At 66.0% G+C, this 20,922-nt stretch carries 19 protein-coding genes; 11 read left to right on the top strand and 8 right to left on the bottom strand.

The window, feature by feature from the left end:
* Positions 1 to 5 precede the first annotated feature (5 nt).
* Complete coding sequence (locus HS053_RS02020) at positions 6 to 1,007, top strand: polyprenyl synthetase family protein (RefSeq protein WP_174209507.1); 1,002 nt, start codon at positions 6 to 8, stop codon at positions 1,005 to 1,007.
* Here the strand turns inward: HS053_RS02020 and HS053_RS02015 are convergent.
* From HS053_RS02015 to HS053_RS02005, 3 genes are all read right to left on the bottom strand, one after another.
* Positions 1,004 to 1,843 carry a 4-(cytidine 5'-diphospho)-2-C-methyl-D-erythritol kinase gene (locus tag HS053_RS02015; RefSeq protein WP_174209506.1) on the bottom strand — a complete coding sequence of 280 codons (840 nt, stop codon included), beginning with the start codon at positions 1,841 to 1,843 and terminating at the stop codon, positions 1,004 to 1,006. The two genes, HS053_RS02020 and HS053_RS02015, sit on opposite strands and share 4 nt — an antisense overlap.
* Positions 1,833 to 3,539, bottom strand: coding sequence for a tetratricopeptide repeat protein (locus tag HS053_RS02010; protein ID WP_174209505.1), 1,707 nt, complete (start codon positions 3,537 to 3,539; stop codon positions 1,833 to 1,835). The genes HS053_RS02015 and HS053_RS02010 overlap by 11 nt, the downstream gene beginning before the upstream one ends.
* Before the next feature lie 110 nt (positions 3,540 to 3,649).
* Complete coding sequence (locus HS053_RS02005) at positions 3,650 to 5,302, bottom strand: electron transfer flavoprotein-ubiquinone oxidoreductase (RefSeq protein WP_174209504.1); 1,653 nt, start codon at positions 5,300 to 5,302, stop codon at positions 3,650 to 3,652.
* A 250-nt stretch (positions 5,303 to 5,552) separates the two neighbouring features.
* Between HS053_RS02005 and greA the strand changes: the two genes are divergently transcribed.
* Entirely contained in the window at positions 5,553 to 6,023 is a 471-nt protein-coding gene (gene greA / locus HS053_RS02000) for a transcription elongation factor GreA (RefSeq protein ID WP_174209633.1), read from the top strand.
* 21 nt (positions 6,024 to 6,044) lie between these two features.
* Positions 6,045 to 7,031, top strand: coding sequence for a hypothetical protein (locus HS053_RS01995; RefSeq protein WP_174209503.1), 987 nt, complete (start codon positions 6,045 to 6,047; stop codon positions 7,029 to 7,031).
* A 6-nt stretch (positions 7,032 to 7,037) separates the two neighbouring features.
* Here HS053_RS01995 and recQ read toward each other — a convergent pair whose 3' ends face one another.
* Together recQ and HS053_RS01985 are read right to left on the bottom strand one after the other, a co-directional pair.
* Positions 7,038 to 9,098 carry a DNA helicase RecQ gene (gene recQ, locus HS053_RS01990; protein WP_174209502.1) on the bottom strand — a complete coding sequence of 687 codons (2,061 nt, stop codon included), beginning with the start codon at positions 9,096 to 9,098 and terminating at the stop codon, positions 7,038 to 7,040.
* 12 nt (positions 9,099 to 9,110) lie between these two features.
* Entirely contained in the window at positions 9,111 to 9,398 is a 288-nt protein-coding gene (locus tag HS053_RS01985) for a YggT family protein (RefSeq protein WP_174209501.1), read from the bottom strand.
* A gap of 126 nt (positions 9,399 to 9,524) precedes the next feature.
* Between HS053_RS01985 and HS053_RS01980 the strand changes: the two genes are divergently transcribed.
* From HS053_RS01980 to HS053_RS01950, 7 genes are all read left to right on the top strand, one after another.
* Positions 9,525 to 10,070, top strand: coding sequence for an acyl-CoA thioesterase (locus HS053_RS01980; protein WP_174209500.1), 546 nt, complete (start codon positions 9,525 to 9,527; stop codon positions 10,068 to 10,070).
* A 60-nt stretch (positions 10,071 to 10,130) separates the two neighbouring features.
* Entirely contained in the window at positions 10,131 to 11,498 is a 1,368-nt protein-coding gene (locus HS053_RS01975; protein WP_174209499.1) for an MFS transporter, read from the top strand.
* Complete coding sequence (gene mepA, locus HS053_RS01970; protein ID WP_174209498.1) at positions 11,495 to 12,391, top strand: penicillin-insensitive murein endopeptidase; 897 nt, start codon at positions 11,495 to 11,497, stop codon at positions 12,389 to 12,391. The genes HS053_RS01975 and mepA overlap by 4 nt, the downstream gene beginning before the upstream one ends.
* Positions 12,364 to 13,257 (top strand): esterase-like activity of phytase family protein, encoded by an 894-nt coding sequence (locus HS053_RS01965; RefSeq protein WP_174209497.1) that lies wholly within the window; start codon positions 12,364 to 12,366, stop codon positions 13,255 to 13,257. Before mepA ends, HS053_RS01965 begins: the two co-directional genes overlap by 28 nt.
* Before the next feature lie 96 nt (positions 13,258 to 13,353).
* Complete coding sequence (locus HS053_RS01960) at positions 13,354 to 13,974, top strand: queuosine precursor transporter (protein ID WP_174209496.1); 621 nt, start codon at positions 13,354 to 13,356, stop codon at positions 13,972 to 13,974.
* A 258-nt stretch (positions 13,975 to 14,232) separates the two neighbouring features.
* Positions 14,233 to 14,655, top strand: coding sequence for an alternative ribosome rescue aminoacyl-tRNA hydrolase ArfB (gene arfB / locus HS053_RS01955; RefSeq protein ID WP_174209495.1), 423 nt, complete (start codon positions 14,233 to 14,235; stop codon positions 14,653 to 14,655).
* Complete coding sequence (locus HS053_RS01950) at positions 14,652 to 15,572, top strand: phosphotransferase enzyme family protein (protein ID WP_174209494.1); 921 nt, start codon at positions 14,652 to 14,654, stop codon at positions 15,570 to 15,572. Before arfB ends, HS053_RS01950 begins: the two co-directional genes overlap by 4 nt.
* Before the next feature lie 15 nt (positions 15,573 to 15,587).
* Here HS053_RS01950 and pncB read toward each other — a convergent pair whose 3' ends face one another.
* Genes pncB through pncA form a run of 3 tightly spaced genes read right to left on the bottom strand, consistent with a single transcriptional unit; the run spans position 15,588 to position 19,813 of the window.
* On the bottom strand, positions 15,588 to 16,880 hold the full coding sequence (gene pncB, locus HS053_RS01945; RefSeq protein WP_174209493.1) for a nicotinate phosphoribosyltransferase: 1,293 nt from the start codon (positions 16,878 to 16,880) through the stop codon (positions 15,588 to 15,590).
* On the bottom strand, positions 16,814 to 19,144 hold the full coding sequence (locus HS053_RS01940; protein WP_174209492.1) for a hybrid sensor histidine kinase/response regulator: 2,331 nt from the start codon (positions 19,142 to 19,144) through the stop codon (positions 16,814 to 16,816). Before HS053_RS01940 ends, pncB begins: the two co-directional genes overlap by 67 nt.
* Positions 19,145 to 19,204: 60 nt before the next feature.
* Positions 19,205 to 19,813: a bifunctional nicotinamidase/pyrazinamidase gene (gene pncA / locus HS053_RS01935; RefSeq protein WP_174209491.1), complete on the bottom strand. Its 609-nt coding sequence runs from the start codon at positions 19,811 to 19,813 to the stop codon at positions 19,205 to 19,207.
* Between the two features lie 146 nt (positions 19,814 to 19,959).
* Between pncA and trhO the strand changes: the two genes are divergently transcribed.
* Positions 19,960 to 20,862 (top strand): oxygen-dependent tRNA uridine(34) hydroxylase TrhO, encoded by a 903-nt coding sequence (gene trhO, locus HS053_RS01930; protein ID WP_174209490.1) that lies wholly within the window; start codon positions 19,960 to 19,962, stop codon positions 20,860 to 20,862.
* The last annotated feature ends 60 nt before the right edge of the window (positions 20,863 to 20,922 follow it).

Below are 20,922 nucleotides of genomic sequence, written 5' to 3'. Positions count from 1 at the left end.
ATGGGATGAGCTTGGACGACGCCGCGCAGAAACCGCATGACCGGCTTGGCGCCTTTCTGGCCACGGATATGGAGGCGGTCAACGCGCTGATCCGCGAGCGGATGGCCTCGCAGCATGCCCCCCGCATTCCCGAAGTGACCGCCCATCTGATCGAGGCGGGCGGCAAGCGGCTGCGCCCGATGCTCACGCTGGCTGCGGCGCGGCTCTGCGGCTATGACGGGCCGTTCCACATCCATCTGGCGGCGACGGTGGAATTCATCCACACCGCGACCCTTTTGCATGACGATGTGGTGGACGAAAGCGCGCAGCGGCGCGGGCGGCCGACGGCCAACCTGTTGTGGGATAACAAGTCTTCGGTGCTGGTGGGCGATTACCTCTTTGCCCGCAGCTTTCAGCTGATGACGGCGACCGGCAACATGCGGGTGCTGGAAATCCTTGCCAATGCCTCGGCCACGATTGCCGAGGGCGAGGTTCTGCAACTGACCGCCGCGCAGGATCTGCGGACCAGCGAAGCGATCTACCTGCAAGTGGTGCGCGGCAAGACGGCAGCGCTGTTTTCGGCGGCAACCGAGGTGGGTGGCGTCATTGCAGGCGCCGATCCGGCGCAGGTGGCGGCCCTGTTCGATTACGGGGATGCGCTGGGGATTGCGTTCCAGATTGCCGATGACCTTCTGGATTACGGCGGCACCTCGGCGGCGATCGGCAAGAACGTGGGCGACGATTTCCGCGAGCGCAAGCTGACGCTGCCGGTGATCAAGGCGGTGGCCAAGGCGACGGCGGAAGAGCGCGCCTTCTGGGTGCGGGTGATCGAAAAGGGCCAGCAGGGCGAGGGCGACCTTGAACAGGCGCTGGCGATCATGGCCCGCCATGGCGCGATGGAGGCGGCCCGGGATGACGCGCTGGCCTGGTCGGCGCGGGCGAGGGCGGCCTTGGCACCGCTGCCCGACCATCCGCTGCGCGAGATGCTGGATGCGCTGGCCGATTATGTGGTGGCGCGGCTGCGCTAACGCGCGAGTTCCGCCGCCTCCACCCACCAGCCGGGCTGCACCCGTCGCAGCGCGGCGGCCGCGGCGGCGGCGTTCAGCGCATCGGGGAACAGCCCGAAGCAGGTGGCACCCGAGCCGGACATCCGCGCCATAAGGCAGCCCGATTGTGCCGACAGTGCCGACCGCACCTGCCCGATCACCGGCGCCAGCGCCATTGCCGGCGCCTCGAGGTCATTGCGCTGCATCATAAGGAAGGCCGCAAGTTCCTCTGCCGTCGCCAGCCGCGGCAGCGTTGCGGGCAGGCGCGCGTTGTCGCGCCGCTCCAGCGCGCGGAAGACGGCGGGAGTAGACACCGCCACCCCGGGATTGACCAGCACCAGCCAGGCCGCAGGCAAGGGTGGCAGCAGCGACAACACCTCGCCCACACCTTCCATCCGCGCCGGGCGCCCGGCAAGGCAGACCGGCACATCCGCCCCCAGCGCCAGCACCGCCGCCGCATCGGGCAGCGGCACGCGCCAGAGCCGCGCCAGCGCCTGCAACGTCGCCGCCGCATCGGCCGAGCCGCCGCCGATGCCGGATGCCACCGGCAGATGTTTTTCCAGCGTGATCTGCGCCCCGGGACCGGCCATGGCCCGCGCGGCGCGCAGGCAAAGGTTGTCGTCATCCGCAGCCAGCCCACCGCCCTGCGGCCCGGTCACCGTCAGCCGCAGCCCCTGCCCCGGCGCCACGGTGATCCTGTCGCCAAACTCCGCAAAGACCACCAGCGAGTCGAGCAGGTGATAGCCGTCGGCCCGCCGCCCCACCACATGCAGCGCAAGGTTCACCTTGGCGCGGGCCAGCGCCGTTTCAGTTGTCATTGGTGGCGGCGGCCTGCGGCTTGGCGGCTTCTTCGGCGGCCATCACCGCATCAAGCCCCTGCTCCAGCTTCTTGCGGATACGGGTGGCATCCGCCTCGGTCGGGCCGAAGGACAGGGCACGATGCCATTGGAATTCCGCCTCGCGGGTGCGGCCGACCTTCCAGTAGACATCGCCCAGATGGTCGGTCACCACCGGATCGACGGGTTCCAGAAGCGATGCCTTCTCCATCGGCTCCACCGCCTCGCCATAGCGGCCAAGGCGGAAATAGGCCCAAGCCAAACTGTCGATGATATAGCCCGAGTCGGGCTGACCCGCGACGGCGCGCTGGATCATCTCCAGCGCCTCTTCAAGGTTCACCCCTCGGTCCACAAAGCTGTAGCCAAGGTAGTTCAGCACCTGCGGCTGATCGGGGTTCAGCTCCAGCGCCCGGCGCATATCCGCCTCGGCGCCCGCAAAATCGCCCAGACGTTCGGCGCAGATGCCGCGGCTATAGTAAAGCGCCCAATGCTCCGGCGCGGGCGTGGCAACCAGCGCCAGCGCCTCGTCATAGGCGGTGCGGGCCTCGGCAAACCGTTCGGCGCGGCGCAGGGTATCGGCCAGGGCGGCCCGCACCGGCAAAAGCGTGGGGTTGCTGCGGGCAAGTCCGGTCAGGATTTCCACCGCCGCCTCGCGCCGTCCGGCGTTCCAGGCGGCTTCGGCCCGGCCCATTTCGGCGACGTGGAACACCGGGCTGTCGGGCGGCACCGCCGCATAGGCTTCGGTGGCCAGATCGTGCTGGCCAAGTTGCTCCAGAAGCCCCGCCGTCAGCAGCACCGCCTCGGTCAGATCGGGGCGCAGGTCCACGGCGACCCGGGTATAAAGCAGGGTATAGCCATCATCCGCCTCGCCATTGAGCGCGGTGGAAAGGGTAAAGAACACTTCGGCCAGACCGTCGGTCGCGTTGCGCACCACGTCAAAGGCAATCGGCTCACCGGCCTGCAGACGGCGGCGCAGATCGTCGATCTGCGGGTCGCTGTCATTGCCAAAACTGCGGTCCAAAAGGGCCACGGCATCGGCGTTCCGCTCAAGCTGGCTCAGGATCTGGGCATGGGCAATCACACCGCGCCGCATCACGCCGATGGGGCCGGCAGCCCGGCCCGACAGAATGTCATCCGCCCCGCCGAAATCCCCGGCCGAGGCCAGCGCCAGCGCCTTGTGATAGAGACCGAACGCCTCAAGCCCCTTGGTCTTGGCCAGCGCATCAAAGCCGTCGGTCGCTTCGGACATCCGGCCTGCGCCCAAATGGGCCCAGGCTGTAACCAGCGCCTCAAGCAGAGTGCCCGCCTTGGCGCCCGCCTGTGACAGGTTCAGGATCGCCTCATAATCGCCTTTGCGCGCGGCGGCATCCACCAGCGCCAGATAAGAGACCTGCCCGATCCGCCCCTGCGCCGCCAGCGCCTGTGCCGCATCCCCGGCCAGCGCCATGCGCCCAAGGCTGAGATTGGACAGCACCGCCCCTTCCAGAAGGTCGGGATTTGCGGGGTCTTCGGCGAGTGCCCGGCCATACCAATCCGCCGCGGCACGATAATCGGCCTCGCTCGCGGCCACCCGCGCCGCGAGGTAGGCGCCGGAATTGCCGGTCTCCTGCGCCTGAACCGGCAGCGACAGCACCAGCGCGAGGGCCGAGGTCACAAGGAAACGGGGCAGCTTGGGCATTCGGGGCTCCTGCGCGGACAGGGTGGCAGGCTAGACGGCACCCGGGGCGAAGGCAATGCGGGCCGGGGGTTTGCACCGCCCGGCCCGCCGATTCTCGCGCAATCGTGCGCTTACATGTTCGGGTAGTTCGGCCCGCCGCCGCCCATCGGCGTGGTCCAGACAATGTTCTGCGACGGATCCTTGATATCGCAGGTCTTGCAATGCACGCAGTTCTGGAAGTTGATCTGGAAGCGGGGCGCCTTGCCCTCTTCCGCAATCACCTCATAAACCCCCGCCGGGCAGTAACGTTGCGCCGGTTCGGCATATTCCGGCAAGTTCACTGCAATCGGAATCGACGGGTCTTTCAGCCGCAGGTGCGCGGGCTGGCCCTCGTCATGGTTGGTGAAGCTGAAGGCCACGTTGGTCAGCCGGTCAAACGACAACACGCCATCCGGGCGCGGATAGTCGATCGGTTTGAAATCCTTGGCCTTGCCGGTGGCGGCGGCATCGGTCTTGCCGTGTTTCAGCGTGCCCAGCACCGTCAGGCCAAAGGTATTGGCCCACATGTCGGCCCCGCCCAGCATGAGCGAGGCGACCAGCCCGTATTTCGACCAGAGCGGCTTGACGTTGCGCACCTTCTTGAGGTCGCGGCCAATGGCGCCGCCGCGCACTTCGGCCTCATAATCCGCCAGCTCATCGCCCGAACGGCCCGCGCCGATGGCGGCAAAGGCCGCCTCGGCCGCCGCCTTGCCCGAGAGCATGGCATTGTGGTTGCCCTTGATGCGCGGCACGTTGACCAGACCGGCGGTGCAACCCAGCAGGGCCACGCCCGGCGCGACCATCTTCGGGATCGACTGCCAGCCGCCTTCGCTGATCGCCCGGGCGCCATAGGCCACGCGCTTACCACCCTTCAGCAGCTCGGCCACCATCGGATGGTGCTTGAACCGCTGGAACTCCATATAGGGATAAAGGTGCGGGTTCTTGTAGTTCAGGTGAACCACAAAGCCGACATAAACCTGATTGTTTTCAAGGTGGTAGATGAAGCTACCGCCACCCGCATTACCGCCCAGCGGCCAGCCCATAGTGTGGGTCACGGTGCCAAGCCGGTGCTTGGCAGGGTCAATCTCCCAGATTTCCTTCATGCCGATGCCGAATTTCTGCGGGCAATGGCCTTTGGACAGGTCGTATTTCGCAATCACTTCCTTGGCGAGCGAGCCGCGCACGCCTTCGGACAGGAAGACATATTTGCCGCGCAGCTCCATCCCCGGCTCGTAGGCCGGCCCCGGCGTGCCATCGGCGGCCAGACCCATCTCGCCCGCGACAACGCCCACCACTTCGCCCTTGTCGCCATAGACAAGCTGCGAACAGGCCATGCCCGGGAAAATCTCCACCCCCAGCCCTTCGGCCACCTGCGCCATCCAGCGGCAGACATTCGCCATCGAGACGATGAAATTGCCATGGTTGTTCATCAGGGGCGGCATCGGCCAGTTCGGAATGCGCGCCTGACCGGCCGGGCCGAGGATATAGAAATTGTCCTCTTTCACCGGCACGGTGATGGGCGCGCCCATGCTCCGCCATTCGGGCAAGAGCGCATCCAGCCCCGCAGGGTCCAGCACGGCGCCCGAAAGGATATGGGCGCCAACCTCGGACCCCTTTTCCATCACGACGACGGACAGGTTCGGGTCCAGTTGCTTCAGCCGGATCGCCGCCGACAGGCCCGAAGGCCCCGCGCCGACGATCACCACGTCATATTCCATCGACTCGCGCACGATGTCCTGCGCCATGGCTACACCTCCACCCGGGTTCTTGCTTGCCTGCGTGATTGCCCCAACGGCGACCACAGGTCAACCATGACGCAACATCATATTTCCGCATCGCAGCATGAGCGAAACTTTCTTTCCCGCCCGCGACACCCGCCCGCCGAAAGGCGGCAAAGCCTCTTGCAATCTGGCGCCCGCTCGGGTCAGGTGGGGGCCTGAGAGGTTCAAGGTCATGGTCCGGCAGGGCTGTGGCCTTGTCATTTGGTGAATGGCGATGGAAAAGATTCCGATGACGCGCGCGGGTTTCACCGCGCTGGACGAAGAGCTGAAGACCCTGAAATCGGTGGAGCGTCCCGCCGTGATCCGCGCCATTGCCGAGGCGCGTGAGCATGGCGACCTGTCGGAAAACGCCGAATACCACGCCGCGCGCGAAAAACAGAGCTTCATCGAAGGCCGCATCAAAGAGCTTGAGGGCATCCTGTCGCTGGCCGAAGTGATCGACCCGACCAAGCTGTCGGGCGCCATCAAGTTCGGCGCCACGGTGACGCTGGTCGATGAAGATACCGACGAGGAAAAGACCTATCAGATCGTGGGTGAGACCGAGGCGGATATCGAGACCGGGCGGCTGAACATCCGCTCGCCCTTGGCCCGCGCGCTGATCGGCAAGGACGAAGGCGATTCGGTCGAGGTGCGCACGCCCGGCGGCCAGCGCAGCTATGAAGTCCTTTCCATCCGCTATCTCTGACCCCGGCCCAAGGGGGCATCCATGACCGAAGCCCAGGACAAGACAACCGACGGACCGGGCAGGCCGGTGACCGAACTGGTCGCTGCCGGGCTGTCTATTGTCTGGGTGCTGGCGGTGGGCGCCTATGTGCTGACCGGGCCGCGCGATGCCGGGGCGCTGGGTCTGGTGCTGACGCTGCTGGTGGTGTTCCTGCCGCTGGCGCTGATCTGGGCGGCGGTGACCACGCTGCGGTCAGTGCGGGCGCTGCGGGCCGAGGCGGCGCGGCTGCAAGCCACGGTCGATGCGATGCGCCGCGACTATCAGGCCAGCCAGCAGGCGGGCGGCGGCATGAAGCCCTCGGTCGAGAAAAAGCTGGACGAGATCGAGCGCGCCACCCGCAACGCCGAAACCGTGCTGGCCACCTTCCAGACCCGGCGCGATCCGGGGCTTTCGGTGCCTTCGGCCGACCGCAAGGCGGCGCTGACCCCACCGCGCCCCGAACCGCAGGCGGAGCAGCCGGGTCTTGCCCTTGGCACCCCCGCCGATGACATGCGCGCGCCGCTGTCGGTGGCCGATTTCATCCGCGCGCTGCAATTTCCCGAAAGCCCGGATGACAAGGAAGGTTTCCGCGCCCTGCGGCTGGCGCTGGAAGACCGCACCACGGCCAAGCTGATCCGCGCCGCGCAGGATGTGCTGACGCTTCTGGCGCAGGAGGGCATCTTCATGGATGACCTCAAGCCCGACCGCGCCGGCCCCGAGCTGTGGCGCAAGTTTGCCACGGGCGAGCGGGGCCGCGCGATTGCGGCGCTGGGTGGGGTGCGCGACCGTTCCTCGCTGGCGCTGACTGCGGGGCGGATGCGCGAAGACCCTGTGTTCCGCGACGCGGCGCACCATTTCCTGCGCACCTTCGACCGGGCGTTTCAGGAGTTTGAAAAGAATGCCAGCGACAGCGACCTGTCCGATTTGGCCGAAACCCGCACCGCGCGGGCCTTCATGCTGTTCGGGCGGGTGACCGGCACCTTTGACTAAGGCGGATCAATCGTTCAGCACGGCGAGAAAGGCCGCGCCGAAACGCTCTACCTTTTGCTCCCCCATGCCGGTGATCTGCGCCAGTTCCGACAGGGTCGAGGGCCGCCGTTCGGCAATCTGGCGCAGGGTGGCGTGGGTGCAGGACAGATGCTTGCCGATGCCATCCTCGCCCCGGGCCAGCCGCACCTGTTCTTCCTCAAGCCGGTCATAGATTGCCCCGGCATCGCGGCCCGCCAGCCGCATCCGCGCCGGATGCAGCCGTTCCTCCCCCGCACCGGTGATCACCGACAGGAACTGCGCGCCAAAGCTTTCCAGCTTTTTCGCGCCCACCCCGGTTATCCCCATCATCGCATCCAGCGTCTGCGGCCGCGCCTCGGCCATCTCAATCAGCGTGCGGTCGGGGAAGATCACATAAGCCGGCACGCCCGCCGCCTCGGCCAGCGCCCGCCGCTTGGCCTTGAGCGCCGAGAGCAGGCCCGCATCCTCTTCGGCCACCTGCATTTTCACCGCAACCCGTGGCGCGGCCTTGTCCACCGTATCCTGCCGCAACAGCACCGGCGCCTCGCCGCGCAGCACCGGGCGGGCAGCTTCGGTCATGCGCAGGGCGCCGTGGCGTTCGGCATCGGGGCGCACAAGGTCGCGGCCCATCATCTGGCGGAACACCGCGCCCCATGCCGGTTTCGACAGATCGCGGCCAACGCCAAAGGTCGGCAGCCCGTCATGCCCGCGCTCGCGCACCTTGGGCGTGGCATTGCCCGTAAGAATATCGATCAGATGGCCCGCGCCGAAATATTCGCCTGTGCGCAGGATAGCCGACAGCGCCTTGCGCACCGCATCAGTGGCGTCGAACACCTGCGCGGGGCGGTCGCACAGGTCGCAATTGCCGCAAGCCTCGGACTCTTCCCCGAAATAGCCCAGCAGCACCCGGCGGCGGCATTGCACCGCCTCGGCCAGCCCCAGAAGCGCGTTCAGCCGGCCATGGTCGGCCTGTTTGCGTTCGGGCGGCGCCAGCCCCTCATCAATCTGGCTGCGGCGCAGGCGGATGTCGTCGGGGCCGTAGAGGGTCAGGGTTTCCGCCGCCCCCCCGTCGCGGCCCGCGCGGCCAATTTCCTGATAATAGCTTTCGATCGACTTCGGCAGATCGGCATGGGCGACCCAGCGGATATCGGGTTTGTCGATGCCCATGCCAAAGGCCACCGTCGCCACCACGATCAGCCCGTCTTCCTGCTGAAAGCGGATTTCGACGCGGCGGCGTTCCTCCGCCTCCATGCCGCCGTGATAAAAGGCGGTCAGGTGCCCCGCCTCGCGCAGCGCCTGCGCCAGCGTTTCGGTCTTGGCCCTTGTGCCGCAATAGACGATGCCCGACTGTCCCTTGCGGGCGGCGGCAAAGCGCAGGATCTGCTCGCGCGGGCTGTCCTTGACGGCAAAGGCAAGGTGGATGTTCGGCCGGTCAAACCCGCGCAGGAAGGTTTCGGGCGGCTGGCCGTCGAACAGCCGCGCCACGATTTCATCGCGCGTTTCGGCATCGGCGGTGGCGGTGAAGGCGGCCAAGGGCACGTTCAGCATCCGCCGCATCTCGCCAATGCGCAGATAGTCGGGGCGGAAGTCATGGCCCCATTGGCTGACGCAATGCGCCTCGTCCACCGCGATCAGGCGCACGCCGATCCGCCGCAGCATCGGCAGGGTTGCCGCCGAAGCCAGCCGTTCGGGCGCGATGTAAAGCAGCTTCAGCCGCCCCTCATCCAGCGCCTGAAACACCGCCTCGGTCTCTTCCTCGGTGTTGCCCGAGGTCAGCGCCCCCGCCTCGACCCCCGCGGCGCGCAGGGCCCGGACCTGATCCCGCATCAGCGCGATCAGCGGCGAGACGACCAGCGTCACCCCCGCGCGGCACAGCGCCGGAAGCTGAAAGCACAGCGACTTGCCGCCGCCCGTGGGCATGATGGCCAGCGTGTTGCGCCCCGCAAGCACCGCCTGCACGATCTCTTCCTGCCCCGGGCGAAACCCGGGAAAGCCGAAGACCGAGGCCAGAAGCCCGCGCGGATCGGTGGTGGTCGGCTCAGGATGCATCGGGCAGATGGGTCAGTAGAAGGCCATCATGTTGTTCACCAGCACGATGCGCAGCGCATAAATGCCGATCAGCACCACCAGCGGCGCAAGGTCCAGCCCGGAAATCGGCGGCAGGATGCGGCGGATCGGGGCATAGATCGGCTCGACCAGCCGCTGCAACCCGTTCCAGATCTGCGCCACCAGCGGCTGACGCAGGTTCACCACGTTGAAATTGACCAGCCAACTCATGATCACATTCGCAAGCACGATCCATTTGACGATATCGACGAGCAGGAGAAGGATCTGGAAAAGCGAGGTCATCGGCGGCTCCGGCCAAAAGGGTCGGCCAAGGGATAGCCTCCGCCCCCCCGAAGGGCAAGGCTTGCCGCTGCGTTTCGCTTGACCCTTGCGCTGCGCTGCGGCACCGAGGGGGCAAAGAGGTGCCGCATGTATCCCTATCTCCGCATGGCCAAGGAATTGTGGAAGTTCCGCAAGGCCCCCGCTTTGGGAATCTTTGACCCCCATGTCTCGACCCACCGCATCTGGCCATGGGATATTGACCCCTGGATGGAGCTGAACAACGGTCGCACCCTGACGCTGTTCGATCTGGGCCGGTTGCCGATGGGCAAGCGGATGGGGTTTGACAGGCTGGCGCGGGAAAAGGGCTGGGGCATGACGGTGGCGGGCAACACCACCCGCTATCGCCGCCGGGTGACAACGTTCCAGAAGCTGACCATGGTGACGCGCATTCTGGGCTGGGACGCGCGGTTTCTTTATATCGAGCAAAGCTTCTGGCGGAAGGGCGACTGCACCTCGGCGATGCTTCTGCGCTCGGCCGTGGTGTCGAAGGGGGGCATGGTGCCGATGACGCAGGTTCTGCCTGCCCTTGGCGTGACCGAAGCCAGCCCGCCCTTGCCCGACTGGGTCCAGTCCTGGATTGCCGCCGATGCCGCCCGCACATGGCCGCCGCAAACCCCGGGCGTGACGGTTTAAGCCTTTCACTTGCCAGAACCGCCACTTTCAGGCTTGATCGGCAAAAATCAGGGGGCGGGAATGGCAACGCAGCGGCAGCGCATCTGGGGCTGGTATTTCTTCGACTGGGCCAGCCAGCCCTACAACACCTTGTTGTTGACCTTCATCTTCGGCCCCTATTTTGCCGAGGTGGCCAGCGGCTATTACCTTGGCGCGGGCCTTGATGCCGAAGCGGCCAAGGCGGCGGCGCAGGAATACTGGGGTTATGGGCTGACCATCTCGTCGCTGGTGATCGCGGTGCTGGCGCCCATTCTGGGCGCGGTGGCCGACAGCACGGGGCGGCGGCTGATCTGGGTCTGGCTCTTTTCGATCTGCTATTTCGTCGGCGCCTATGGCCTGTGGTGGGTGGCGCCGGGCGGCGATGCCGGGATGCTGACATGGGCGGTGCTGTTCTTTGGCGTCGGCTTTATCGGCATGGAATTTGCCACCATCTTCACCAATGCCCTGATGCCCACCCTGTCGGACCATGACGAGATCGGCGGCATCTCCGGCAACGGCTTTGCCTTCGGCTATCTGGGCGGGCTCTTGGCACTGATCGTGATGCTGTTGTTCTTTGCCGAAAGCGCCACCACCGGCAAAACCCTGCTGGGGATGGACCCGCTGCTCGGGCTGGACGCCGAGGCACGCGAGGGCACCCGCGCGGTGGGGCCGTTCAGCGCAATCTGGTATGCGGTCTTCATGGTGCCGTTCTTTCTGTGGGTGAAAGAACCCCGCACCGCCGCCCGCCCGTTGCAGATCGGCGCGGCGCTGGCCAGCCTGATGGAGCTTCTCGCCTCGTTGCGGTTCCGGCGCAGCCTTTCGGCCTATCTCGCCTCGTCGCTGTTCTACCGCGACGCGCTGAACGCGCTTTACGCCTTTGGCGGAGTCTATGCCTATAATGTGCTGGAGTGGGAGACGATCCAGATCGGCGTCTTCGGAATCCTCGGTGCGGTCACGGCTATGGTGGCGGCCTTCATCGGCGGCGGGCTGGACAAGCGGCTGGGGCCGAAGCCGGTGATTGCCGGCTCGATCGTGGTGCTGATCCTTGTCTGTCTGGTGATCGTCGGCATGACGCGGGAAAGCGTCTGGGGCATTGCGATGGACCCGGCCTCGTCCACGCCCGACATCGTGTTCTATGTCTGCGGTGCGCTGATCGGGGCGGCAGGCGGGCCGTTGCAGGCTGCCAGCCGCACCATGATGCTGCGCCACACCACGCCCGATCAGGCCACCGAAGCCTTTGGCCTGTTCGCGCTGTCGGGCAAGGTGGCCAGCTTCATCTCGCCTTTCCTGATCGCTTTGGCGACCGGGCTGACCGGATCGGCAAGACTTGGCATCTCTCCGGTGATCGGGCTGTTCGCGGTGGGGCTGATCCTGCTACTCTGGGTCAAACCCAGAGGGGAACTTGCATGATCCGCAGACTTGTCCTGCTTCTGGCGCTGGCGGCCCCCCTGCCCGCCGGAGCCGATGCCCTTGCCAACAAGCTGTTCGGCGCCAAAGACGCACCCAGCAGACAGGATGCGATGCCGGTCGGCTCTTACGCCCGGGGCTGTGCCGCGGGGTTGCAGCAATTGCCGGAAACCGGGCCGACGTGGCAGGCGATGCGCCTGTCGCGTAACCGCAACTTTGGCCAGCCGGTGATGATCGGCTTTTTGCAGGATCTGTCGGTGGCGGCAACGCAGGTCGGCTGGCCCGGCCTTTACATCGGGGACATCAGCCAGCCGCGCGGCGGGCCGATGACCTCGGGCCATGCCAGCCACCAGATCGGGCTGGATGCCGATATCTGGTGGCTGCGGCCCAAAAGCCTGTCGCTGTCGCGGGATGAGCGGGAGAATATCTCGTCGATCCCGGTCCGCTCGGCCGATCAGAAATCGGTGACCGACGCCTGGACTCCCGACCGCCGCGCCCTTCTGAAAGCGGCGGCCAGCGATGCGCGGGTGGACCGGATTTTCGTCGCCGCAGCGGTGAAGATCGAGATTTGCAAGACGGCAACCGCCAAGGACAAGAAATGGTTGCAGAAAATCCGCCCCGTCGCCGGTCATGACACCCATTTCCACGTCCGCCTGAAATGCCCCAAGGGCGCACGGCTGTGCGAGACGCAAAAGCCCACGGTTTCCGAGCTGTCCAAGGGCGGCGACGGCTGTGACGACACGCTGATGTGGTGGGTGTCGGACGAATACCTGCACCCCAAACCCTCGAAAAAGAAAAAACCAGCCGAGGATGACGCCCCCCGCAAAAAGGGGCCGCGCGAATTCACGCTGGCCGACCTGCCCAAGCAATGCAAAGACGTGCTTTCCTCGCCCTGACGGCGGGGTTCGGGCTTTTGGCGGGGCTTCAGGGCAGCGCCACCCCGGTTCCCCCCGCGGGCCTTCTTTCCGATGTTGTCTGGACCATGGACGACCCCCGCTTTGGCGGGTTTTCCGCGATTGAGGTGCAGCCGGATGGATTGGGGTTCGTCGCCCTTTCCGACAAGGGCGCCTTTGTGCGGGGACGTTTCGAGCGGGATGGCGAGGGGCGGATTGTCCGCATCACCGCCAGCCCGCCGGTGCCGCTGAAAGGTCAGGGTGAAGAGCCGCTGCGCCCCGGCCGCACCGACAGCGAGGGGCTGGCGATGGCGCCCGATGGCAGCGCCTGGGTTTCGTTCGAGGGGCCGGCGCGGGTGCTGCGCTATGCGCGGCTGAACGGCCCGGCCGAAAACCTGCCCTCGCCGCCCGAATTTGCACGGATGCAGGCGAATTCCGCGCTCGAAGCGCTGGCGGTTGGCCCGGACGGCACGCTTTACACCCTGCCAGAGCGGTCGGGCGGCGAAAAGCGGCCCTTTCCCGTCTATCGCTTTCGCAACGGTAAATGGGACCACGACCTGAGCATTCCACGCTCGGGTGGCTACCTCGCCGTGGCGGCGGATATCGGGCCGGATGGCCGGTTCTATCTGCTGGAGCGGCAATTCCGCGGGTTGGCGGGGTTTTCCACCCGGCTCAGGCGCTTTGATCTGGGCAAGACGCTGACCGGCGAGACGACGCTGCTGCAAACCCCGGTCGGCCTGCACGCCAATCTGGAAGGCATGTCGGTCTGGCGCGACAGTGCGGGGCGGCTGACCGCCACCCTGATCGCCGATGACGGCTTCAGCTTTCTCTTCGCCACCCGGATCATCGAATATCGCCTGCATGATTGACGGAACCGCCGAAAGGCGCTAGTCCGCCGCGTCCCCCATGACGTTTCCCGTTACGGGGGCCAAGTCTCCGCGACCTTGTAAAAAACGGATCACAACATGAAACCGCTTCTGCCTGGCATCCTTGCCATGGCCATCATCGTGGTGGCCTCGAATATCCTTGTCCAGTTTCCGGTCGGAACCTGGCTGACCTGGGGGGCCTTCACCTATCCGGTGGCCTTTCTGGTTACCGACCTGACCAATCGCTTCCACGGCCCCGCCGCCGCCCGCCGGGTGGTCTATGCCGGGTTTGTCGTGGGCCTTGCCTGTTCCTTTGTCGGCACGCAGATCATGGGCGAGTTCGGGCCGCTGGTCACGCTGCGCGTGGCTCTCGCCTCGGCCACGGCCTTTCTGGTGGGCCAATTGCTGGACATCGCGCTGTTCACCCGGCTGCGCCGCGCGCCATGGTGGCAGGCGCCGTTCTTTGCCTCACTCGCCGGATCGGCGATTGATACCGCAATCTTCTTTCCGCTGGCCTTCGCCACCGTCTTTGCCGCCATCGAGCCTGCCAATGACGTGACCTGGGCCGCCGAGATGATCCCGCTCTTGAACTTCGGCCCCGCCGTTCCCTTGTGGGTTTCGCTGGGCGTGGCGGACTTTCTGGTGAAGGTGCTGGTCGATGGTGTCGCCCTTTTGCCCTTTCGTTTGGCAGTTGCAAAACGTGCGGCGAAACTTGTGTAATTTAACTTGACCTACACAAAATCTGTGCCACCCTCCCCTTATCGGCAATCTTTTGAAAGGAGGTGATCCAGTGTCTAGAGTGATATTGGAGAGAGGTGTCCGGACAGTCAGGCGAGGGCATTTTTAGGGCAACCCCTTGAAATCGCAATCAAATGATTGGGCCTAGCTCCTAACTGGCCCATCTCCTTGGAACTCGGAAAGGGTCGCCGCGCACCGGCGGCCCTTTCTCTTTGCCCGCGTCCCCGCTAGCCTTGCCCCATGCTGTGGATAAACGACCAAATCGCGCTGGCCGACTGGGAATTGACCGAGAGTTTCGTGCGCTCTTCCGGCCCCGGCGGGCAGAATGTGAACAAGGTTTCAACCGCCGTCGAACTGCGGTTCGAGGCCGAACGCTCCCCCCATCTGCCCGCCCCGGTCAAGGTGCGGCTGAAACGGCTCGCCGGGCGGAAATGGACGCTGGAAGGCGCGCTGGTCATTCAGGTTGAGGATACCCGCAGCCAAGCCCGCAACCGCGAAATCGCACGCGAGAGGCTGGCCGAAATGATCCGCGCCGCCTTGGTGGCGCCCAAACGCCGCATCGCCACCAAGCCGACGCTGGGCAGCCAGCGTCGCCGCATTGCCGCCAAAACCGCCCGTGGCGAAGTGAAATCCCTGCGCGGCCGGGTGGAGGACGAGGAATGATCGAAGCCATCGCAACCGAGGCCGCCGCGCATTGGAACGGCAGGCCGCTGCGCCTGCTGGCCCATCGTGAAAATGCTGTCTTTGAAATGGCGCTGCCGGGCGGCGCCCGTGCCGCGCTGCGCCTGCACCGGCAGGGCTATCAGGCGCCCGCCGCGATCCGGTCCGAGCTTTGGTGGTGCGCGGCACTGGCCGCCGCCGGGGTGGCGGTTCCCGCAGCCCTCGCCTCCCGCGAGGGGCCGCTTCTGGTGACGCTGCCCGACGGCAGTCAGGCTTCGGCCATCGCCTGGGCCGAAGGCGAGGCGATGGGGGTCGGCGGCAGGCCCCTCGCCCAGCCGCTGCCGCAGGCCCGCCGCCTGCATCGCGCGCTGGGTCAGCTTCTGCGCCGGATTCATGATGCGACCGACGCACTGACCCTGCCCGCCGATTTCACCCGGCCACGCTGGGACCGCGCCGGGCTGGTGGGCGAGGCGCCGTTCTGGGGCCGGTTCTGGGAACACCCCGATGCCACGCCGGATGAACGCACCCTTCTGCTGCGCGCCCGCGATTTTCTGGCCGAACGTCTGGCGGAACCGGCCAGGCTGGGCCCGATCCATGCCGATGTGCTGCGCGAAAACGTGCTGGTTCAGGGCGAGGCGCTGACCCTGATCGACTTTGACGACAGCGGCATCGGCTTTCGTCTTTATGACCTTGGCACGGCGATGTCGCAGAACCTGTATGAGCCGGACCCGACCGCGCTGCGCGATGCGCTGATGGAGGGCTATGGCACCGCGGATGCCGCGATGGTCGATGCCTTCACCCTCGCCCGTTGCTGCGCCTCGGTCGGCTGGATGATGCCCCGGCTGGCGCCCGACCATCCGGTGCATCGCCGCCACCTCGCCCGCTTTGCCCTGTGCGCGCGGCGGGTGATGGGGGGCTAAAGCCGCAGGCGCGGCTCAGACCTGCACCTCGCGGGCGGCCTGCGCCCCCACGCCGAAGACCCGCTTGTAGCGCGCAATCTCCTCGGCCGGCCCCATCGCCTTGAGCGGGTTGTCCGAGAGCTTCACCGTAGGGCGGCCGTTGGCCGAGACCGCCTTGCAGACCAGACTGAAGGGGGCCAGCCCGTCACTGGGCACCAGACCACGGAAATCATTGGTCAAAAGCGTCCCCCAGCCGAACGACACCTTCACGCGGCCACTGAACCGGGCGTGCAGCGCCTCAATCTGTTCAACGTCCAACCCGTCGGAAAAGATCACCAGCTTTTGCCGCGGATCTTCGCCCCGTTCGGTCCACCAGCGGATCGCCGTTTCGGCGCCCGCCGCCGGATCGCCCGAATCGATGCGGATGCCTGTCCAGCTTGCCAGCCAATCGGGCGCGTTGCGCAGAAAACCCTCGGTTCCATAGGTGTCGGGCAGGATGATGCGCAGATTGCCCTCATGCTCTTCGTGCCAGTCGGCCAGCACCTGATAGGGTGCCGCCGCCAGTTCGGCATCGGAATTGGCAAGGGCGGAATAGACCATCGGCAATTCATGGGCATTGGTGCCGATCGCTTCGATGTCGCGTTTCATGGCGATGCGGCAGTTCGAGGTGCCGGTGAATTTGGCACCCAGCCCCTCTTGCATTGCCTGCACGCACCAGTCCTGCCATAGGAAGCTGTGCCGCCGCCTTGTGCCGAAATCGGCGATCCTGAGGCCGTCGATTCGCCGCAGCCGCTCGATCTTTTCCCAAAGCCGGGTCATGGCGCGGGCATACAGCACCTGCAACTCGAACTTGCCCATGTCTTTCAGAACGGCCCGCCCGCGCAGTTCCATCAGCACCGCCAGCGCCGGGATTTCCCACAGCATGACCTCGGGCCATTTGCCCTCAAACGTCAGCTCATATTGGCCGTCGATCTTTTCCAGATGATAGTCGGGCAGGCGCAGCCCCTCGAACCATTCCATGAAATCGGGGCGGAACATCTGCCGCTTGCCGTAAAAGGTGTTGCCGCGCAGCCATGTGCTTTCGCCCCGCGACAGCGAGAGCGAGCGGACATGGTCAAGCTGTTCGCGCAGCTCCCCCTCGTCGATAATCTCGGCCAGCCGCACTTTGGACGAGCGGTTGATCAGGCTGAAGGTGACGGTGGTTTCCGGCTTGTTGCGGAAAACAGACTGGCACATCAACAGCTTGTAAAAATCGTCGTCGATCAGTGACCGGACGATCGGGTCGATCTTCCAGTTGTGATTGTGGACTCTGGTGGCGATATCGACCATGCCGTCCCTCCCTTTCCCCCCATGTCTAAGCCATCCTTGGGGGAAAGGTCAAAACCCGCGGGTGCTGCCGTCCGCTCGATCAGCGCATAAAGGTCGGCCCGCGAGAGGGGTTTGGTCAGAACCCCGTCGAGGCCCGCTTCAAGACAGGCGCTTTCCTGTTCAGCCGAGGCATAGGCCGTCAGCGCATGGATCGGGCAGCGCGGCAGGCCCGCCTCTGCCTCATGGGCGCGGATGGCGCGGGTGGCGGCCAGCCCGTCCATCTCGGGCATCGAGACATCCATCAACACCAGATCGGGCGGGTTGGCGCGATACATCTCGACCGCGATGCGGCCGTTGCCCGCTTCGGCCAGGCTGGCGACAGAGCGTTCGAGAAGCTTGCGCGCGATCAGCATATTGGTGCGGTTATCTTCGGCGATCAGCAGGCGCAGCGCGGTCTGCGGCGGCCCCGCGCGCTCTTCCCGCCCTGCTGCATCACCCGCAACCGGGGCGGCGGCCAGTCGCAGGGTAACCGTGAAGACCGAGCCCTGCCCCAGCACCGAAGACACTTCGATATCGCCGCCCATCTGCTGCGCCATCAGCCGCGAGATGGTCAGACCAAGCCCGGTGCCGCCGAACTGCCGCGAGATCGAGGCATCGGCCTGGGTAAAACTGTCGAAGACATGGCCGATGCGGTCGGCGGCAATACCAATGCCCGTGTCGGAAATGGCAATCTGGATCGTGTCGCGCCGCGTCCCCGGTTTCAGGCGCACCGAAACGCCGACCTGACCTTCGGAGGTGAACTTTACCGCATTGCCGATCAGGTTCAGCAGGATCTGCCGCAGCCGCCCGGCATCGCCCAGATGGCGCGGGAAAGGCTCGGGCAGATCGCAGGTCAGCGCGATGCCCTTCTTCTGTGCCGTCGGACGCAGCAGGTCGAGCGCCCGGGCCACGCATTCGGCCACCGAAAAGGCTTCGACCCGCAGCTCGACCTTGCCGGCCTGAAATTTCGACAGGTCCAGCACATCGTTGATGATGGTCAAAAGCGCGCGGCCGCTTTCGATGATGGTGCCGACATATTGCCGCTGCTGCGGGTCAAGCCGGGTTTCCTCAAGCAGTTCGGCCACACCGATCACCCCGTTCATCGGCGTGCGGATTTCATGGCTCATCGTGGCGAGGAAGGCGGATTTCGCCTGCGTCGCCGCCTCGGCCGCCTCACGCGCGGCGGCGAGTTCGGCGGCATGGGCTTTGGCTTGGGTAATGTCCCGTTCGATGGCGATGAAGACATCGGCGCTGCCATCGGGTTTCAGGACGGGGGTCATCGAAACTTCCATCCAGATCAGCCGGCCGTCCTTGGTGCGGTTCTGGATTTCAACCACGCAGGGCCGCCGCTCCCGCTGGGCGTCGCGCAGGGTCTGCAACGCGCTCTGCGCCGTGGTGGGGGCGTCCAGCACCTCGGACGGGGCATGGCCGACAACCTCGGTAAAGCTATAGCCGCTGATCCGGCTGAACGCCTCGTTCACCCATTCGACACGGCCATCGGGGCGGGTGAAGACCACGCTGTCATTGGCGTGGCGGGCCACAAGGGCCAACCGCGCGGCGCGTTGCGCCTCTTCGGCCAGCGCCAGACGCGACCGCTCCAGCGCCGCCTGCTCCTCGATCAGGGCGCGCTCGAACCGCAGCCGTTCGCTTTGCCCCTTTTCCACTGCGCGGATGAAGAGTGTCGCCGTATAGGCCAGGATCAGCACGGTCAGCACAAAGAACCACGCCCCGGCCCGTCCGCTGTGCAAGGCGACGGTGCTGTCCATGATCAGCATGGCCAGACAACTGAATGCAAAGACCGTCAGCCGCGCCTTGGCGCCTTCGGGGAAATGGCGGCGCACCATGCCGGCGTTGATCGCGGCCCCCATCAGGAAGACCGCCGCGAAAAGCCGCGCCTCGACCAGCGGGATCAGCCGCCAGCACAGCATGATGCTGGCCGCGATGGTCAGCGACTGTATCCCCGCAGTCACGGCCGCGATGCGGCGGTGGCGCGGCAGAATCCGCGGCATCGGCACCAGAACCCGCAGCGTCAGGCATTCCACCGCCTCACCCGCAAGGACCAGTGCTGCGGCCAGAAACCCCATCCACGGCGCGCCCAGCCCGCCAATGGTCAACGAGCCCATGACCGTCATCGTCTGGCGCATCGCAAAGTTGCGCAACCGGCCCCTGGCATAGCGCAGGAACAGCCCCTCGGGGCTGTTGTGGCGGTCGAACTGATCTTTGGCGCTGCCCGTCGTGCCGGTCATCGTGCTGCCCGCTCCTCTTCCGCGTCAAGCTAGGCCGGAATGCTTAACAGAAGGTAACCATTAATCGGCCCAGATCACGCCTGCCGCGCGGGTTTCGCTGCGGGCGGTGGCGAGGCTGCCGTCAAGGTCGATGGCGCGGCAGGCCCCCTCAAGCAGCGTGGTGGCAAAGCCCAGCCTTGCAGCATCAACCGCCGAAAAGGCCACACAGTAATCGGTCGCAAGCCCGACCAGCACCAGCCGCGCGATCCCCCGGTTGCGCAGATAGCCCTCAAGCCCGGTGGCCGTCTGGCGGTCATTCTCGAAGAAGGCCGAGTAGCTGTCGATACCGGGGCGAAAGCCCTTGCGGATCACCAGTTGCGCCGGATCGGTGCGCAAGGCCGGGTGAAACGCCGCGCCCACCGTGCCCTGCACGCAATGGACCGGCCACAGAACCTGCGGCCCATAGGGCATTTCCGTCAGGCTGAACGGCGCGGCACCGGGATGATTGGCCGCGAAAGAGGCATGGTTGGCCGGGTGCCAGTCCTGGGTGAAGACCACGGTCCGAAACTCGTCCATCAGCGCGTTGATCCGCGGGATGATCTGATCGCCCCCTGCGACGGCAAGCGCACCTCCGGGGCAGAAATCGTTCTGCACGTCGATCACGATCAGGGCTTCGTCGGCGGGGCGCATGGCAGGCTCCTTTTCAAACCTGACTCAATGGGTAAGGCTGCGGGCCGGGCGGGTCAACGCAAAGGGAGATGATGCGGGCTTTGATCCCGGGCGCCTTGCGGCGCTGCCCTCTTGCGGGCATCGCAGCGGGGGCCTATCCCCGGATCATGCTGACCATTGCCGCCCTTTACCACTTCACCCGCTTCGATGACCCCGCCGCCCTGCGCGCGCGCCTGCTGGGCCTCTGTCAGGCAGAGGGGGTGAAGGGCACGCTTCTGCTCGCGCGTGAGGGGGTGAACGGCACCATCGCCGGGCCGCGCGCCGGGATCGACGCTGTGCTGGCGCATCTGCGCGCCCTGCCCGGCTGCGCGGCGCTGGAGTGGAAAGAGGCCGAGGCCGCCGAGATGCCCTTCGGCAAGATGAAGGTGCGGATCAAGGCCGAGATCGTGACCATGGGGCAGCCGGATGTGGACCCCACGGCGCAGGTGGGCAGCTATGTCAACCCGCAGGACTGGAACGCGCTGATCGCGGCGCCGGACGTGGCGGTGATCGACACCCGCAACGATTATGAGGTCGCCATCGGCACCTTTCGCGGCGCGGTCGACCCGGGCACCCGCAGTTTCCGCGAGTTTCCGCAATGGTGGGAAGCGAACCGCGCCCAATTCGCGGGCAAGCGGATTGCCATGTTCTGCACCGGCGGCATCCGCTGTGAAAAGTCGACGAACTACCTTCTGGGTCAGGGGGTGAACGAGGTCTTTCACCTGCGCGGCGGCATCCTGAAATATCTTGAGGACGTGCCCGCGGAGCAGAGCCTGTGGGACGGCGAATGCTATGTCTTCGACGGGCGGGTTTCGGTCGGCCACGGGCTGGTGCCCGGCGCCTACGAAAGCTGCCACGCCTGCCGCCGCCCGCTGTCACCCGAAGACAAGACCCGCCCCGAATACGAACGCGGCGCCGCCTGCCACCATTGCGTGGGGGAATATACCGAGGCCGACCGGGAGCGGTTCAGGGAACGGCAACGGCAGATGGATTTGGCCGAGGCAAGGGGAGAGCGGCATTTCGGGGGGTGAGGGGGGCGGATCGACGCTTCGAGCCCAAGTGACCGATGATGTGAGTTGCGCAAATGTCTG

Source organism: Tabrizicola fusiformis (assembly GCF_013328815.1).
Lineage (GTDB): Bacteria > Pseudomonadota > Alphaproteobacteria > Rhodobacterales > Rhodobacteraceae > Fuscibacter.
The sequence above is the reverse complement of the archived record's forward strand: the minus strand, read 5'-3'. Positions and strand labels throughout refer to the sequence as shown.

Excerpts from the sequence above, each read along its gene's own strand:
- HS053_RS02020 (WP_174209507.1), top strand. The coding sequence starts at position 6 with ATGAGCTTGGACGACGCCGCGCAGAAACCGCATGACCGGCTTGGCGCC.
- HS053_RS02015 (WP_174209506.1), bottom strand. The coding sequence starts at position 1,843 with ATGACAACTGAAACGGCGCTGGCCCGCGCCAAGGTGAACCTTGCGCTG.
- HS053_RS02010 (WP_174209505.1), bottom strand. The coding sequence starts at position 3,539 with ATGCCCAAGCTGCCCCGTTTCCTTGTGACCTCGGCCCTCGCGCTGGTG.
- HS053_RS02005 (WP_174209504.1), bottom strand. The coding sequence starts at position 5,302 with ATGGCGCAGGACATCGTGCGCGAGTCGATGGAATATGACGTGGTGATC.
- greA (WP_174209633.1), top strand. The coding sequence starts at position 5,553 with ATGGAAAAGATTCCGATGACGCGCGCGGGTTTCACCGCGCTGGACGAA.
- HS053_RS01995 (WP_174209503.1), top strand. The coding sequence starts at position 6,045 with ATGACCGAAGCCCAGGACAAGACAACCGACGGACCGGGCAGGCCGGTG.
- recQ (WP_174209502.1), bottom strand. The coding sequence starts at position 9,098 with ATGCATCCTGAGCCGACCACCACCGATCCGCGCGGGCTTCTGGCCTCG.
- HS053_RS01985 (WP_174209501.1), bottom strand. The coding sequence starts at position 9,398 with ATGACCTCGCTTTTCCAGATCCTTCTCCTGCTCGTCGATATCGTCAAA.
- HS053_RS01980 (WP_174209500.1), top strand. The coding sequence starts at position 9,525 with ATGTATCCCTATCTCCGCATGGCCAAGGAATTGTGGAAGTTCCGCAAG.
- HS053_RS01975 (WP_174209499.1), top strand. The coding sequence starts at position 10,131 with ATGGCAACGCAGCGGCAGCGCATCTGGGGCTGGTATTTCTTCGACTGG.
- mepA (WP_174209498.1), top strand. The coding sequence starts at position 11,495 with ATGATCCGCAGACTTGTCCTGCTTCTGGCGCTGGCGGCCCCCCTGCCC.
- HS053_RS01965 (WP_174209497.1), top strand. The coding sequence starts at position 12,364 with ATGCAAAGACGTGCTTTCCTCGCCCTGACGGCGGGGTTCGGGCTTTTG.
- HS053_RS01960 (WP_174209496.1), top strand. The coding sequence starts at position 13,354 with ATGAAACCGCTTCTGCCTGGCATCCTTGCCATGGCCATCATCGTGGTG.
- arfB (WP_174209495.1), top strand. The coding sequence starts at position 14,233 with ATGCTGTGGATAAACGACCAAATCGCGCTGGCCGACTGGGAATTGACC.
- HS053_RS01950 (WP_174209494.1), top strand. The coding sequence starts at position 14,652 with ATGATCGAAGCCATCGCAACCGAGGCCGCCGCGCATTGGAACGGCAGG.
- pncB (WP_174209493.1), bottom strand. The coding sequence starts at position 16,880 with ATGGTCGATATCGCCACCAGAGTCCACAATCACAACTGGAAGATCGAC.
- HS053_RS01940 (WP_174209492.1), bottom strand. The coding sequence starts at position 19,144 with ATGACCGGCACGACGGGCAGCGCCAAAGATCAGTTCGACCGCCACAAC.
- pncA (WP_174209491.1), bottom strand. The coding sequence starts at position 19,813 with ATGCGCCCCGCCGACGAAGCCCTGATCGTGATCGACGTGCAGAACGAT.
- trhO (WP_174209490.1), top strand. The coding sequence starts at position 19,960 with ATGCTGACCATTGCCGCCCTTTACCACTTCACCCGCTTCGATGACCCC.